The 13,442-nt window shown below is 72.6% G+C and carries 11 protein-coding genes and 1 pseudogene; 8 read left to right on the top strand and 4 right to left on the bottom strand.

All coding sequences use genetic code 11. The features are described 5' to 3' along the window. Positions 1 to 370 precede the first annotated feature (370 nt). Positions 371 to 1,534 (top strand): hypothetical protein (locus AOK23_RS19440; protein ID WP_240496458.1); only part of this gene is annotated, 1,164 nt, incomplete at its 5' end. Positions 1,535 to 1,636: 102 nt separating this feature from the next. Here the strand turns inward: AOK23_RS19440 and AOK23_RS19435 are convergent. Further along, positions 1,637 to 2,962, bottom strand: coding sequence for an ABC transporter substrate-binding protein (locus tag AOK23_RS19435; RefSeq protein ID WP_055713966.1), 1,326 nt, complete (start codon positions 2,960 to 2,962; stop codon positions 1,637 to 1,639). A 128-nt stretch (positions 2,963 to 3,090) separates the two neighbouring features. On the opposite strand from AOK23_RS19435, the gene AOK23_RS19430 reads away from it, so the two are divergent. Together AOK23_RS19430 and purU are read left to right on the top strand one after the other, a co-directional pair. Then, a complete protein-coding gene (locus AOK23_RS19430) occupies positions 3,091 to 3,591 on the top strand; it encodes an SCO4402 family protein (RefSeq protein ID WP_055713965.1) in 501 nt (166 codons plus the stop codon). Positions 3,592 to 3,754: 163 nt separating this feature from the next. After that, a complete protein-coding gene (purU, locus tag AOK23_RS19425; protein ID WP_055713968.1) occupies positions 3,755 to 4,636 on the top strand; it encodes a formyltetrahydrofolate deformylase in 882 nt (293 codons plus the stop codon). 222 nt (positions 4,637 to 4,858) lie between these two features. On the opposite strand, the gene AOK23_RS19420 is transcribed toward purU, so the two are convergent. Together AOK23_RS19420 and AOK23_RS19415 are read right to left on the bottom strand one after the other, a co-directional pair. Beyond that, positions 4,859 to 6,196, bottom strand: coding sequence for a zf-HC2 domain-containing protein (locus tag AOK23_RS19420; RefSeq protein ID WP_107102819.1), 1,338 nt, complete (start codon positions 6,194 to 6,196; stop codon positions 4,859 to 4,861). Between the two features lie 1,112 nt (positions 6,197 to 7,308). Beyond that, positions 7,309 to 7,890, bottom strand: coding sequence for a sigma-70 family RNA polymerase sigma factor (locus tag AOK23_RS19415; protein WP_055713964.1), 582 nt, complete (start codon positions 7,888 to 7,890; stop codon positions 7,309 to 7,311). 549 nt (positions 7,891 to 8,439) lie between these two features. Here AOK23_RS19415 and AOK23_RS19410 point away from each other — a divergent pair. Together AOK23_RS19410 and AOK23_RS19405 are read left to right on the top strand one after the other, a co-directional pair. Continuing rightward, on the top strand, positions 8,440 to 8,844 hold the full coding sequence (locus AOK23_RS19410; RefSeq protein WP_055713967.1) for an STAS domain-containing protein: 405 nt from the start codon (positions 8,440 to 8,442) through the stop codon (positions 8,842 to 8,844). Positions 8,845 to 9,089: 245 nt separating this feature from the next. Then, positions 9,090 to 9,602 (top strand): EF-hand domain-containing protein, encoded by a 513-nt coding sequence (locus AOK23_RS19405; RefSeq protein ID WP_055713963.1) that lies wholly within the window; start codon positions 9,090 to 9,092, stop codon positions 9,600 to 9,602. An 89-nt stretch (positions 9,603 to 9,691) separates the two neighbouring features. On the opposite strand, the gene AOK23_RS19400 is transcribed toward AOK23_RS19405, so the two are convergent. Beyond that, positions 9,692 to 11,188, bottom strand: a complete 1,497-nt coding sequence (locus AOK23_RS19400; protein WP_055713962.1) for a class I adenylate-forming enzyme family protein — start codon at positions 11,186 to 11,188, stop codon at positions 9,692 to 9,694. Between the two features lie 154 nt (positions 11,189 to 11,342). Here AOK23_RS19400 and AOK23_RS19395 point away from each other — a divergent pair, with 154 nt between their 5' ends. The 3 genes and pseudogenes from AOK23_RS19395 to AOK23_RS19390 form a co-directional block, all read left to right on the top strand. Then, complete coding sequence (locus AOK23_RS19395; protein ID WP_055713961.1) at positions 11,343 to 12,536, top strand: amidohydrolase family protein; 1,194 nt, start codon at positions 11,343 to 11,345, stop codon at positions 12,534 to 12,536. 16 nt (positions 12,537 to 12,552) lie between these two features. Continuing rightward, positions 12,553 to 12,861 (top strand): annotated as a pseudogene (locus AOK23_RS49955) (acyl-CoA dehydrogenase); the annotation flags it as partial. A 2-nt stretch (positions 12,862 to 12,863) separates the two neighbouring features. Beyond that, on the top strand, positions 12,864 to 13,442 hold a 579-nt coding region (locus AOK23_RS19390; protein WP_240496459.1), incomplete at both ends, for an acyl-CoA dehydrogenase family protein.

Genomic DNA, 13,442 nt, shown 5'->3' with positions numbered 1-13,442 from the left:
CGGGTACGGGGCCGAGGGGGCGCAGGCCGGGTACGGAAGCGACGGGTCGTCGCAGGGCGCATACGGAACCGACGGGGCCTCGCAGGCCGCCTACGGATCCGACGGGTCCCCGGCCGGGTACGGAACGCAGGGGGCGTCCCAGGCCGGTTACGGGGCCGAAGGGCCTTCGCAGGCCGCCTACGGGGCGCAGGGCGGGTCGCAGGCCGCCTACGGCGCGCCAGGGGCGGCGCAGGGGCCCTACGCGGGCGACGGGTATGCCGGGGGTGGTTCCGGGATGCCTCTGCCGCCGGTCGCGGGAGAGGTGTCGCTCGCGTCGGGCGGGGCGCCCATGCCGCCGGCGCCGCCGGTGGACGAGGGGGCCACCCAGTNNACCCAGTTCCTGCCGCCGGTGCCGTCCGCCGGTCCGCTGCCCGGGGACGAGGCGGCGACACAGTACATACCGCCGGTGCCCGCGGCGCCGGAGGCGGCCACCCAGTTCCTGCCGCCGGTGGGGCCGGGCGCGCTGCCGCCGGAGGCGTCGGCCGACGCGACGGCGTACCTCGGGCGGGTCCCGGACCACGGTGCCGGGCCCCTGCCGCCCACCGCGAACCCGGACGCCGAGCCCACCCAGTACATACCGCCGGTGGCCGCCCAGCCGGGGGCCCCGGCCCCGGACCGGCCCCAGGCGTACGGTGCGCCGCAGCAGCAGCCGGACGTGTTCGACAGCCTCTTCCGCAGCGAGCCCGCGGGCGCCGGACCTGCCGGGGCCACGCAGCAGATGCCGAGGATCCAGCAGCCGTACGGCGCGCAGCCGCCGCAGGGGCCCGGCGGCCCCGGTGGTCACGGCGGCCCCGGTGGTCACGGGGGTCATGCCGGGCGGGCCACCGCGAGACGAGACGACGGGGGCGCGGGGGGCGGACGTACGCGCTCCAAGGTGCCGCTGATCGCCGCCGTGGGCATCGGGATCGCCGTCCTCGGCATCGGGGCGGGCGCCCTGATGGCGAGCGGCGGCAAGGACGACCAGGGGCAGGGCGACGACAAGAGCGTGACGGCGTCCGAGCCGTCGGCCGAGGAGTCGTCGGCCGAGGCGGCCGACCCGGCGAAGGAGCAGGCGGTCGCGCTGGACAAGCTGCTCGCGGACAGCGGCAACAGCCGCAACAGCGTGATCAAGGCGGTCGGGAACATCCGGTCCTGCACCAACCTGGGGCAGGCCGCCACCGATCTGCGCAACGCGGCCAAGCAGCGCAACGACCTCGTCACCAAGCTCGGCGAGCTGTCCGTCGACAAGCTGCCCGACAACGCCGCCCTGACCACCTCGCTCACCAAGGCGTGGCAGGCCTCCGCGTCCGCCGACAACCACTACGCCGCGTGGGCCGACCAGGTCGCCGGCAAGAGGAAGCTCTGCAAGCGGGGCCAGGCCCGCTCCACCCCCGAGACCCAGGCGGGCAACCAGGCCAGCAGCACGGCGAGCGCCGAGAAGACGAAGGCCGCGCAGCTGTGGAACGGCATCGCCGGAAAGTACGGCCTGACCCAGCGGCAGGCGGGCCAGCTCTAGGCGGTGCCCGGCCAGGGCCCCTCCTGGCCCTGCCCAGCCGGACCGCTCCTGACGGACCCCCGCGGTCGCGCGGTGGCCGTCAGGAGGGCAGGCCCCGGCCGGTCACAGCTCCGCGTCGACGAGGGTCTTCTCGACGTTCACGAAGCCCTGGCGGGCGGCGACCAGGCGGCCCTTGCGGACCACCTGGAAGGTGACCTCCGGGTTGATCAGGCGGGGGAAGCCGGCGGCGGCGATCAGGTCCTCGAAGCGCCAGGTCAGCGGCGGAGTCAGGCCGCCCGTGGTGACCCTCATCCCGTTGTCGAGCGTGTTGCGGATCGCCTGGGCGGTGACCTCGCGGTCGCCGATCTTCTCGATGACGGACGTCAGCACGGTGTAGGCGATCCAGGTGGTCTGCACCCCGGGGTCCGCGGGGTCGATCCGGTTGTCGTCGAAGGCGTGCTCGCGGATCACCTTCTTCATCCGGTCCCAGCGCTTGTCGGTCTCCACCGGGTACCAGCCGGTGACGTACGTCCCCTCGTACGGCCCCGACCTGCCGCCGGTGGAGTCGACGAGGGACTGGTCGACGCTGCCGAGCACGGAGGCGGTGCGCACGGCGGGGTAGTCCTTGCGGTCCCGGCGGAACGAGTCCATGAACGTGGAGGTCCGGTCGCCGAGCGCGGGCACCACGCACCCCCGCTTCACCGGGTCGCCGGAGGCCCGCCGCAGCGCCTGCCGGGAATGGTCCGCGTACTCGGTCGCGTCCTCGGCGGCCAGCTGGTCCTCGGCCCCCCGGTGGCCCCCGGAGCGCAGCCCCGAGTTCAGCAGCAGCGGAAGCTGGTCGCCCGCTATGGAGTCGGGGCGGACGAGGGCCACGGGGCCGCAGGCGCGCGCGAGCTGCTCGCCGAGGCCAGCCATGAGCGCGGCCTGGCCGCCGTTGACCGGGTAGGACAGGGCGCTGGAGAACTCGTCGTCGGTCACGCCGTAGCCGCCGATGTAGGGGATGCCGGCGGACTCCAGCGGGGCGAGGAAGGAGCGGCCGTGCTGGCTGTAGGAGCCGACGACGGCGACGGCGTCCTCCTTCGCCGCGCGGCGGGCGCACCGCGCGGCGCCCACGGTGTCGTTGTGGTCGTTGCAGGTGACGATGCGCAGCTCACGGCCGTTGATCCCGCCGCCCGCGTTGATCCAGCGGGCGTACGCCTTGGCCATGGCGGGCATGCCGGGCTTGTTGGTGGCGGCGGTCTTCTCCGGCGCCCAGGTCATGACGGTGATGGGGCCGTCCCCGGAATCCCCCGTGACGCCGGACACGACCCCGCACCCGGCGGCGAGCGACGCACACAACGCCAGTGCGACGACTCTCGCGGTACCGGCCCGTTTCGTCCCGGTACGGCGGAAACCGCCGGGACGGATGGGCCTGGGACGGTCTACTGGGGTGCGTCGCCTGCCGGTCATGGCTCCGCACGATTCCGCCACATGACCAACCCGGGCGTGACGATCGGTCAACGGAAGGTGACCGGGAGGTGAATTACGGGAAGCTACGATCGTATTTTCGAGAGAGTGCAGAGAGGAACGCGGGAGCGATGACCGTCCAAGGTTCGGAGAACTCTTCCCGTCGTGGGCGTCGCTCATCCACCATGGGCGGCATGCCACTGAACGACATGCCTTGGTGGCGCTGGCGCAGCAATGTGCGCTCCGCGCTGCACATGCTCTCCGATCCGGTGTTCCAGCGGGACGTCTGGCTGGCCGGCGTCGACGGCTACGGTGACGTCACCGACGCCGTGTACCGCCTGGTCGAGGACACCTGGCTGGACAACTGGTCCGCGGAGAAGTACGTGGGAGCGATTTTCCGCGACGCCCAGGAGGCGGCGCTTGTCGACACCGCCGTGCTGCGCGTACTGCGGATCATGCACCAGGTGGGGCCGGACGCCCCCGTCTCCGCGTACCTCGACCACCCCGCGTGGCCCGAGGCGGTCCGCGCGGCCCGCGAGGCCCATGTGCGTCTGACGGTGAGCGACGGCGAGGACCCGGACACACCGCCGCGCACGCTCGAGGTGCTGCGGATCATGACGAGGGCGGCGTAGGGGGTAGTACCGGGTCGGCGCGGGGTCGCGTCGGGACGGGACGAGGTCGGCGCGGGTCGGCACGGGAGCGGTGCCGGCGGGCCGTCCGGACGGGGCCGTTCCGGTCGGTCCGGTCCTCGGGACGATTGCCGACATGGGGACGCCGTATGCGACCCTGTCGGGCATGAACGCGCAGCCCACTCCCGCCGCGGCGCCCGCCGACCAGTACGTCCTCACCCTCTCCTGCCCCGACAAGCAGGGCATCGTGCACGCCGTGTCGAGCTACCTCTTCATGACCGGCTGCAACATCGAGGACAGCCAGCAGTTCGGCGACCACGACACGGGTCTGTTCTTCATGCGCGTCCACTTCTCGGCGGAGGCGCCGGTGAGCCTGGACAAGCTCCGGGCGAGCTTCGCGGCGATCGGTGACTCCTTCCACATGGACTGGCAGATCAACCGGGCCGAGGACAAGATGCGCGTCGTCCTGATGGTCAGCAAGTTCGGGCACTGCCTGAACGACCTGCTGTTCCGGGCGCGGATCGGGGCGCTGCCGGTCGAGATCGCGGCGGTCGTGTCCAACCACACGGACTTCGCCGAGCTGGTGGCCTCCTACGACATCCCCTTCCACCACATCCCGGTCACGAAGGACACCAAGGCCGAGGCCGAGGCGCGGCTGCTGGAGCTCGTCCGGCAGGAGAAGGTCGAGCTGGTGGTGCTCGCCCGGTACATGCAGGTGCTGTCGGACGACCTCTGCAAGCAGCTCAGCGGGCGGATCATCAACATCCACCACTCGTTCCTGCCGAGCTTCAAGGGCGCGAAGCCGTACCACCAGGCGCACGCGCGGGGCGTGAAGCTGATCGGGGCGACGGCGCACTACGTCACCGCCGACCTCGACGAAGGGCCGATCATCGAGCAGGAGGTCGAGCGGGTCGGCCACGGGGTGACCCCCGAGGAGCTCGTCGCGATCGGCCGGGACGTGGAGTGCCAGGCCCTGGCCCGCGCGGTCAAGTGGCACGCCGAGCGCCGCATCCTGATGAACGGCCGCCGGACGGTGGTGTTCGCGTAGGACGACGGGGCGTCGGGGCGGCGGGCGCGGATGGTGGACGCCTGTCGATGCCGCCGGGCGCCTGGCGCCTGGCGCCTGATGGCTCGGTGGCTTCGTGGCTCGGTGGGGCGAGGGAGCGGGGCGGCCGCAGGGCATGGGTGATCGCTCGCGCAGTTCCCAGTTGCCCGCGCCCCGCAGCCCGCGCCCTGCCCCTGACCGGCCTGCCTTGACCGGCCCGCCCGGTCACATGCGGCTCATGGATGCCGCCGCGAAGAGGACGTCCCGGATGGCGTCGCGGTCGCCCATCTGGCCGGCCGCGGCCTCCTCGGGAGGGACGTGGCCCGCGGCGAGCCGGCAGAACTCGACGCCGTCGAGGGCGACATGTGCGACCTCGTGCTCGGCGGAGCCGACCGCGGCGGGGGAGTCCAGCGGGATGAGCCACTCGCCGCCGCCGGAACCCTCGATCTCCAGACGCAGGCTGCGCCCGGGCGCGCCGACGGACACGAGGTGACGGCCCGCCGCGGGCGACCGTGACGCGAGGCCCGAGCGCCGGCGCTCGGCCAGCACCAGGGGCAGCATCCGGGCCGCGAGGTCGATCATCCCGTGCAGATGGCGTCCCGAGGGCGCCGCGTACGGGTAGTCCACGGCCTCCGCGATGTCCTCCGCGTGGATCCAGCACTCGAACGCCCGGTCGAGCATCGCGTCCCGCAGCGGCAGCTCGAACCGGCCGTACGAGACGACGAGCCGTCCGGAGCCCTCTGTGTCCTTGTGGCCGTCGGCGTCCTCGGGGCCGCCGCCCCTGAACGACGTCGTACGGACGATGTCGTGGCTCTGCTCCCGCCAGGGCCCGCGGATCGCGCGGCCGGGCGGGAGGTGCGCGGCCTTCCAGTACGCCTCGGTGCGCGCGTCGGGAGCACGGCTGTCCGGGGCTGACGTCAGGTGCTCCAGCGGGTCCTCCAGGCCCAGCGCGGTCGCCACGAGACCGTCGACGGTCAGCAGGTGCGCGATGACCCCGGCGACGGTCGTCCGCCGGGTCACCGGGCCCTCGCCCGCGAACCAGCGGAGCCGTACGGGCGCGTGCCAGTCGGCGTCGTCGATGTCCTGCAGCAGCGCGTCCAGCCGGGCCGCCTCCGCGTCGTACGGCGCCGCCCAGGCGGGTACGGGGATGCGGGGCGCACGGCGGTCCAGACAGCTCCGGAGGACCCGGGTGCGCAGGGACGGGTCGAGGTCGAGGCTCTCCGGCGGGTGCAGCAGGCCGACAGCCTCCCGCAGCCGCCGCGCCTCGTCCGCGCACCCGCCGCACACCCCGAGATGCTCCTCCACGGCCGCCGCCTCGTCCCCCGAACACACGGCCAACGCCCACGCCCCGAGCAAGGCTTTCAACACCCGGTGCTCCAGCACGAGGGGGGAGAGGCCGGGGGTGGGGGCAGGGGCCACCGGTTCGCCGGACGCGGTGGGGGCGGGGCGGTCGGGCATGGCTGCCGGGGGCTGCTCGGGCGCGGTCGGCGGTTTGCCGGGCGTGGCGGAGGAGGCCGCCGGGTCGTGGAGGGAATTCGGGCCCGGCGAGGGGGTGTAGGGCATGGTCGGCGGTTCCTCGGGCAAGGCGGAGGAGGCCGTCGACTCGTGGGAAGGGGCCTGGGAGTCCGGGGACGCCGACGGGGCGCCGGGCGCGGCCCACGGTGATTCGGCGGCGGACTCGTCCTGGTCGGCGCGTGGTGGCGCCGGGTGCTCCTGGGGGAACGCCGACGGGGGTGTCCGCTGCGGGGCGGGATCGGGCAGCGGCAGCCCCGTGTCCTCCACCGAGGAGCGCGGGAGCGGTATCCGGGGCGGTCCCAAGGGCGCGTCCCCGGCCCCGCTCCCCGACTCACGGCGCCCACCTGCCCCGACCGACCCTTCCGCGTCGTCTAGCGGGTCAACGCCACGGCTCCCGGCCCCACGGACGCCACTCTCGGGCGCACCGGTACTGCCTTGCGCGCTCTCGGCAGCGCTCTCGGGCGCACCGGTACCGCTCCCGGTCCCGTCGGTGCCGCCCCGCACGCTCTCGGCAGCACTCTCCGGCTCACCGTCGCCGCTCCCAAGGCCGCGTGCGTCGCCGTCCGGGCCACGGGCGCCGCGCTCCCGCGCACGGGCACAGGCGCCACGCTCCGGCCCTACGTCGGCAGCGCCGCGCTCCGCGTCACCGGCCTCCGTGCCCCCGGCCTCCGCGTCACCGGTCCCCGTACCGCCGGTCTCGGCATCGCGGGCCTCGGTGCCACCGGCCTCCACGCCGGCCTCGGTATCGCCCGGCCCCGTGGCGCCGACCTCCTCGTCGCCAGTCTCCGCGCCGTCGGCCTCGGTGCCTCCTGGCTCCGCATCGCCGGTCTCGGCGTCGCCCGCCTCCGTGGCGCCGACCTTCACGCCGTCGGCCGCGGCGTCCCGACCGCCACCGGCCTCCACGCCGCAAACGCCACCCGTCTCCACGCCGTCGGCCCAGGTGGTCCCAGCCTTCGTGCTGTCGGCCGCAACGCCACCGGCGCCCGCTGCCGCCGGCATCTCCTCGGCGCCCTCCGGCTGCTCCGGCCCCTCCCAAGTCCCTCCGGCCTGTCGGGCCCCCCGGTCCTCTCCGCCAGCCCCCCGTTCCGTCTGTCCCGGCACCGTCGTCTCCGTGTTGTCCGGCTCTTCCCCGTGCGCGCCGGAGGCGTTCGTCGTGTTGTTCACGCCGTACCTCCGGGTTCGGGTGGGGTGCCGGAGGGGCGGGTGTCGTGGGCGGTGGCGAGGAGTTGGAGGCCGAGGCGGAGGCGGCGGCGGGCCTCGTCCTCGGTGACGCCCAGGTCGGCCGCGGTCCGCCGGTAGTCGCGCCGCTGGAAGTACGCCAGTTCGAGTGCGGCCCGCAACGGCGTGGGCATGGCCTGCACTATGTAGTCCGCGCGGGCGGCGACCGACGCCTGGTGGACCTTGCGCTCCAGCTCCTCGGCGCTGCCCTCGCCGCCCTGCGCGAGCGCGGCGGTCTCGGTGGCCCGCAGCCGCTGCACGGCCAGCCGGTGGGTGAGCGCGGCGACCCAGGAACGCAGGGGCCCCTGCTTGGGGTCGTACGCCTCGGGGTTCTCCCAGATCCGGACGAACACCTCGCGGGTGATGCCGTCGGCGGCCCGCTCGTCGTCCAGGACGCGGTGGGCGAGGCCGTGCACGAGCGACGCGAACCGGTCGTACAGCTCACCGAGCGCGGCCGCCTCGCCGCGCGTCAGCCGCTGCCGCATCCTGAGGTCCCACCGGGGCGGTGCGTCCTGCGTCGCCATACGGCCCCCTCACCCTGCTCTGGCCTGCGCCGTTCCTGTCGCGGGCCGTTCCGGCCGGCCCATGGCCGAGCCGTCGTCCCGCACTGAGTCCCACCCGTGCGCATCGGCGTCCAGCCTGTGTCCAGCCTGTGCGCACCGGTGTGTACCAGCCTGCGTGCATCGGGTTCTCGAATGTAGTCGGCACCGCTGACCGCGCACGCCCCTTTATGGCAATGTGCGCCCCTCGCGACGCCGAAGGTGGTAGAGGCCTCCTCCGCTGCGCTGTTCAGGCCGCCCACATGGGCGTCCATCGGTCCGCCGGGGTCCCGCGCACCGTTTCCGCAGCGCGAAAACGGCCACTCGGAACCGCACTTGCATCGATCTCAATCGTTTGTTGATCGGTTTTCGATCACTAACGACCGTACTCGATGTAAATCTCACCGAAAAGGCCCCTGAAATGGCTCGGTTGCCACGCGCTTTCGGCGGAGTACGGGTGTTTCATGGAACGACGGCGGGGCAGCCGCGCAGCAGGAAGCGGTGTATTGGCTTCCGGTTCGGCGACTGAGAGGCATCGCGGTGGAGTTCAAAGTGACCGACGGCGAGCAGGGTGAGTGGGCCGTGCTGCGGGTGTCGGGTGAGATGGATCTGGTGACCTCACCGGTGCTCCGTCAGCGGGTGCACGAGGCGGTGGCCGACGGTCGCCGCAGTCTCGTCCTCGACCTCTCGGGCGTCGTCTTCTGTGACTCCAGCGGGGTGGGCGTCCTCATCGCCACCCGCCGCCTCATGCGGTCCTGCCGGGGGCGGCTGCGGCTGATCCTCCCGCCCGACGGCAGGGCGGGCGGTCCGACGGAGGGCGCGCACGTCAACCGCGTCATGGCCGCCCTCGGCGTCCGCCGTCTCTTCGACGTGCACCCGGACGTCGTGTCGGCGGTGGCACCGGAGCCCGAGGGCGAGGCCGACGCCCTCTCGGCCTGACCACCGCCTCCACCGGCCTGGTCCGGCCTGGTCCCTGGCCTGTTCGCCGGCCCGGTCACCGGCCCGGCCTCCCCGCGCCCACCCATGTCCCGGGGGCCACACAGTTGTCCCGGAATTCCCGCAGTCTTGGTACAAGCGTCGCTTTCGCGCTCCGTACCGCCCGCGGACGTCGTACGCTCCGTCCGAGGAACACCGACAGGCATGGATCAAGCATTCCACTCGACGTAAGGCGGGCCCGAAAGAACATGGTCAGCAGCGAGTACGAGCGCCGGATCGCCGCCCGGTTCGCCACCTTCGACCAGGACGGCAACGGCTGGATCGACCGCGAGGACTTCATCGCGGCGAGCAAGGCGGTGCTCAACGAGTTCGGCACTCCCGCCCGTTCGGACAAGGGCCAGTCCTTGTACGGCGGTGCGGAGGCCTTCTGGCAGGGCATGGCCGGGATAGCGGACCGGGACGGCGACCAGCGCATCACCCGCGACGAGTTCGTGAACGGCGCGGTCAAGCGGCTGCGCGACAACCCCGAGCGGTTCGCCGAGATCGCCCGCCCCTTCCTGCACGCGGCCCTCGCCGTCGCGGACGCCGACGGGGACGGCTCGGCCACGGTCGACGAGACCGCCCGCATCCTCAAGGCCCTCGGCGTGCCCGAGCACATCGCCACCGCAACGTCCGCCGCCCTCGACACCAACGCCGACGGCAAGGTCGACGAGGTGGAGGTCGTGACCGCGTTCGCCCGCTTCTTCACGGTGCCGGAGTGATCACCGAAAGGGTCCCGTCCGATCGGGTCCGGTCTCGTCCGGTCCTACCCGGTCCGGTCCTGTTCGGTTTGTGACCCCTTCCGGCCGCTTCAGGTATAGCGTTCGCGCAGTTTGTACTTGAGGACCTTCCGTAGGGTCTCGTTGCGCGGCAGGGCGTCCACGATCTCCACCTGCTCCGGCAGTTTGTGGACGGAGAGCCCTTCCGCGCGCAGATACGACGTCACCGCCGCCAGGGTCAGCTGCTCGGCCTCGGGCGGCTGTTCCACGACCGCGCAGACCCGTTCCCCGCGTTCGGTGTCCGGCAGTCCGATCACCGCCACGTCCCGCACGGCCGGGTGGCGGTGCAACAGGTCCTCGATCTCCTTGGCGGAGATGTTCTCGCCCTTGCGGATGATCACATCCTTCAGCCGCCCGGTCAGCACCAGGTGCCCGCTGTCCGTCAGCCGGCCCAGGTCGCCCGTGACGAAGAACCCGTCCGCGTCGAACGCCGCCGCCGACTGCTCCGGATCCAGATAACCCCGGCAGACGGCCTCCCCCTTCAACCGCACCTCGCCGTCGACGATCCGTATCTCCATCCCCTCCGGCGGCCGCCCCTCCGTGGTGGCGAGGTTCTCCGCGGAGTCGTCCGGCGCCCCCATCGTGATCATCGGGACCTCCGTCATGCCGTACCCGTGGGTCAGCTGCACGCCCATCTCCCGTACGACGGAGTGGTACAGCTCGGGCGGCTTCGGCGCGCCGCCGCCCGCGAGCAGCCGCAGCGAGGGGACGACCGGGACGCCCGGCTGCTTGCGCTGCTCGGTGAGGAACATCGAGTAGAACGCCGTCGACCCGCCCGCGACCGTCACCCCGTGCTTGCGGTAGCCGTCCAGCGCGCCCGGCAGCGCGAAGTGCTCGAACAGCACGGCCGGGAACCCGTACAGCAGGAGCATCACCATGTAGTCGGGGCCGCCGATGTGCGCGTACGGGAAGGCGATCGAGCCCACGTCGTCGCTGGTCAGGCGGAGCGCGTGGGCGAGGCAGGAGCCGCCCGCGATGAGGGAGCGGTCCGTGTGGAGGACGCCCTTCGGGTCGGAGGTGGTGCCGGAGGTCCAGTAGATCCAGCGCACGGAGGTGCCGTCGGCCGGCGCGGCGGGCAGGACCGCCGGATCGCCGTCCGGGAGGGCCTCGTACGCCTCGAAGACCTTCCGGGCGCCCAGCCGCCGGGCCATCCCGGTGTGGTCGAACCCGCGCCACTCGCCGGGTACGGCGAAGAACTCCGCCTTCGACTCGCGGAGCGCGAAGCCGACCTCGCGGTCCCGGTAGAAGGGGATGACCGGGGACTGCACGGCGCCGAGGCGGGCCAGGGCGAAGGACAGCAGGGCCGTCTCGATGCGCGTGGGCAGCTGCCAGGCGACGACCCTGCCGGGGCGTACGCCCATGTCGTACAGCCCGGCCGCCACCCGTTCGGCGCGGGAGCGCAGCTCGCCGAAGGTCAGGGTGCGGTCGTCCTGGAGGAGGACGGGCCGGTCGGGGGTGAGCGCGGCGCGGCGGTCGAGGAGCTCCCAGAGGGTGCGGGACGTGCCGAGCGCGTGGGCGGTTTCGTTCACAGCGGCCCCCTGCCTGGAGGACTCGTCCGCAGAGCTGACGAGCTGTCAGATGGTGGGCAGAGCGTAGGCCGGGGCGCCTTGTCGGTCCAGGGGTGTGCCACTAACCTGCTCGACAAGGATCTGACGGTCCATCAGGTAACTGAGTGGGGGATCCATGACCGAACTGCCCCGCATCATCAGCGTCGACGACCATGTGATCGAGCCCGCGCACCTCTTCGAGACCTGGCTGCCGCAGAAGTACCGGGAGCGCGGCCCCCAGCCGCTGACCGCCGGCATCGGCGAGCTCGCCTATGTCGCCGGGAAGTACCAGATCACGATGGACCCCGAAGGTCAGCCGACCGACTGGTGGATCTACGAGGACCTGAAGTTCCCGTACAAGCGCAACATCGCGGCCGTCGGCTTCGACCGCGACGAGATGACCCTGGAGGGCATCACCCGCGAGGAGATGCGGCGCGGCTGCTGGGACCCCAGGGCCCGGCTGGCCGACATGGACCTCAACCACGTCGAGGCCTCCCTCTGCTTCCCCTCCTTCCCCCGCTTCTGCGGGCAGACCTTCGCCGAGGCGCACGACAAGGAGGTCGCCCTGGCCTGCGTGCGCGCCTACAACGACTGGATGGTCGAGGAGTGGTGCGGCGACAGCGGCGGCCGGCTGATCCCGCTGTGCCTGATCCCGCTGTGGGACATCGACCTGGCCGTCGCCGAGATCCGCCGCAACGCCGCCCGCGGCGTCCGGGCCGTCACCTTCTCCGAGATCCCCACCTACCTGGGACTGCCCTCCATCCACTCCGGCTACTGGGACCCGTTCTTCGCGGTCTGCCAGGACACCGGCACCGTCATCAACATGCACATCGGGTCCAGCTCCCAGATGCCGGCCGCCTCCCCCGACGCCCCACCCGCCGTCCAGGCCTCGCTGTCCTTCAACAACGCGATGGCCTCGATGATGGACTTCCTCTTCAGCGGCGTCCTGGTCCGCTTCCCCCGCCTCAAACTCGCCTACAGCGAGGGCCAGATGGGCTGGATCCCGTACGCCCTGGAACGCGCCGACGACGTGTGGGAGGAGCACCGCGCCTGGGGCGGCGTCCGCGATCTGATCCCCGAGCCGCCGTCGACGTACTACTACCGTCAGATGTTCTGCTGCTTCTTCCGCGACAAGCACGGCGTCGCCTCGCTGGACGTCGTCGGACGGGACAACGCGACCTTCGAGACCGACTACCCGCACGTCGACTCGACTTTCCCGCACACCAAGGAGGTCGCCCTCGACCATGTGAAGGGCCTCGACGACGAGACGGTCTACAAACTCATGCGCGGCAACGCGATCCGCATGCTCGACCTCGACCTCGACAAGTGACGGGCGGCCCCCGGTCATGGATCTCGCGTACAGCCCCGAGGAGGAGGAGTTCCGGGCCGGGCTGCGGGAGTGGCTGGCGAAGGTCCTGCCCACCCTGCCGCCGAAGCCGTCCCCCGACGACTGGCCCGCACGGCGCGCGTACGACCTCGGCTGGCAGCGGACGCTGTACGACGCCGGGTACGCCCACGTCCACTGGGACGCCTCCCCGACCGTACGGCTGATCTTCCTGGAGGAGACCGAGAAGGCCGGCGCCCCCTACGTCGGCGCCAACTTCGTCGGACTGCTGCACGCGGGGCCCACCATCGCCGCCGAGGGCACCGCCGAGNNGCGGCGAGGAGGTGTGGTGCCAGGGGTTCAGCGAACCGGACGCCGGATCCGACCTCGCGGCCCTGCGCACGCGCGCGTACCGCGACGGCGACGACTATGTGATCACCGGGTCCAAGATCTGGACCTCCCACGCGGAGGTCGCCGACTGGTGCGAGCTGCTGGTGCGGACCGATCCCGGCGCCCCCAAGCACCGGGGCATCTCCTGGCTGGCCATGCCCATGGACGCGCCCGGGGTGACCGTACGGCCGCTGCGCACGCTCGCCGGGTCCACCGAGTTCGCCGAGGTGTTCCTCGACGAGGTCCGCGTCCCGGTCGCCAACCGGGTCGGCGAGGAGAACGACGGCTGGCGCGTGACCATGGTGACCCTGTCGTTCGAGCGCGGCACGGCCTTCGTGGGTGAAGTGGTCGCCTGTCGGCGGGTGTTGGGGGAGGTCGCGGAGGAGGCGCGGGCCAACGGGCGGTGGGACGACCCCGGTGTCCGGCGGCGGCTCGGGCGGCTGAACGCGGAGTTCCGGACGCTGTGGCGGCTCACCCAGTGGAACGTCAGCGAGGCGGAGTCCTCCGGAGGGGTGCCGGGGG

Origin of the sequence: Streptomyces torulosus (assembly GCF_001419765.1) — a bacterium.
In the GTDB taxonomy this organism is placed as follows: domain Bacteria; phylum Actinomycetota; class Actinomycetes; order Streptomycetales; family Streptomycetaceae; genus Streptomyces; species Streptomyces torulosus.
The sequence above is the reverse complement of the archived record's forward strand: the minus strand, read 5'-3'. Positions and strand labels throughout refer to the sequence as shown.

Excerpts from the sequence above, each read along its gene's own strand:
- AOK23_RS19435 (WP_055713966.1), bottom strand. The coding sequence starts at position 2,962 with ATGACCGGCAGGCGACGCACCCCAGTAGACCGTCCCAGGCCCATCCGT.
- AOK23_RS19430 (WP_055713965.1), top strand. The coding sequence starts at position 3,091 with ATGACCGTCCAAGGTTCGGAGAACTCTTCCCGTCGTGGGCGTCGCTCA.
- purU (WP_055713968.1), top strand. The coding sequence starts at position 3,755 with ATGAACGCGCAGCCCACTCCCGCCGCGGCGCCCGCCGACCAGTACGTC.
- AOK23_RS19420 (WP_107102819.1), bottom strand. The coding sequence starts at position 6,196 with ATGCCCTACACCCCCTCGCCGGGCCCGAATTCCCTCCACGACCCGGCG.
- AOK23_RS19415 (WP_055713964.1), bottom strand. The coding sequence starts at position 7,890 with ATGGCGACGCAGGACGCACCGCCCCGGTGGGACCTCAGGATGCGGCAG.
- AOK23_RS19405 (WP_055713963.1), top strand. The coding sequence starts at position 9,090 with ATGGTCAGCAGCGAGTACGAGCGCCGGATCGCCGCCCGGTTCGCCACC.
- AOK23_RS19395 (WP_055713961.1), top strand. The coding sequence starts at position 11,343 with ATGACCGAACTGCCCCGCATCATCAGCGTCGACGACCATGTGATCGAG.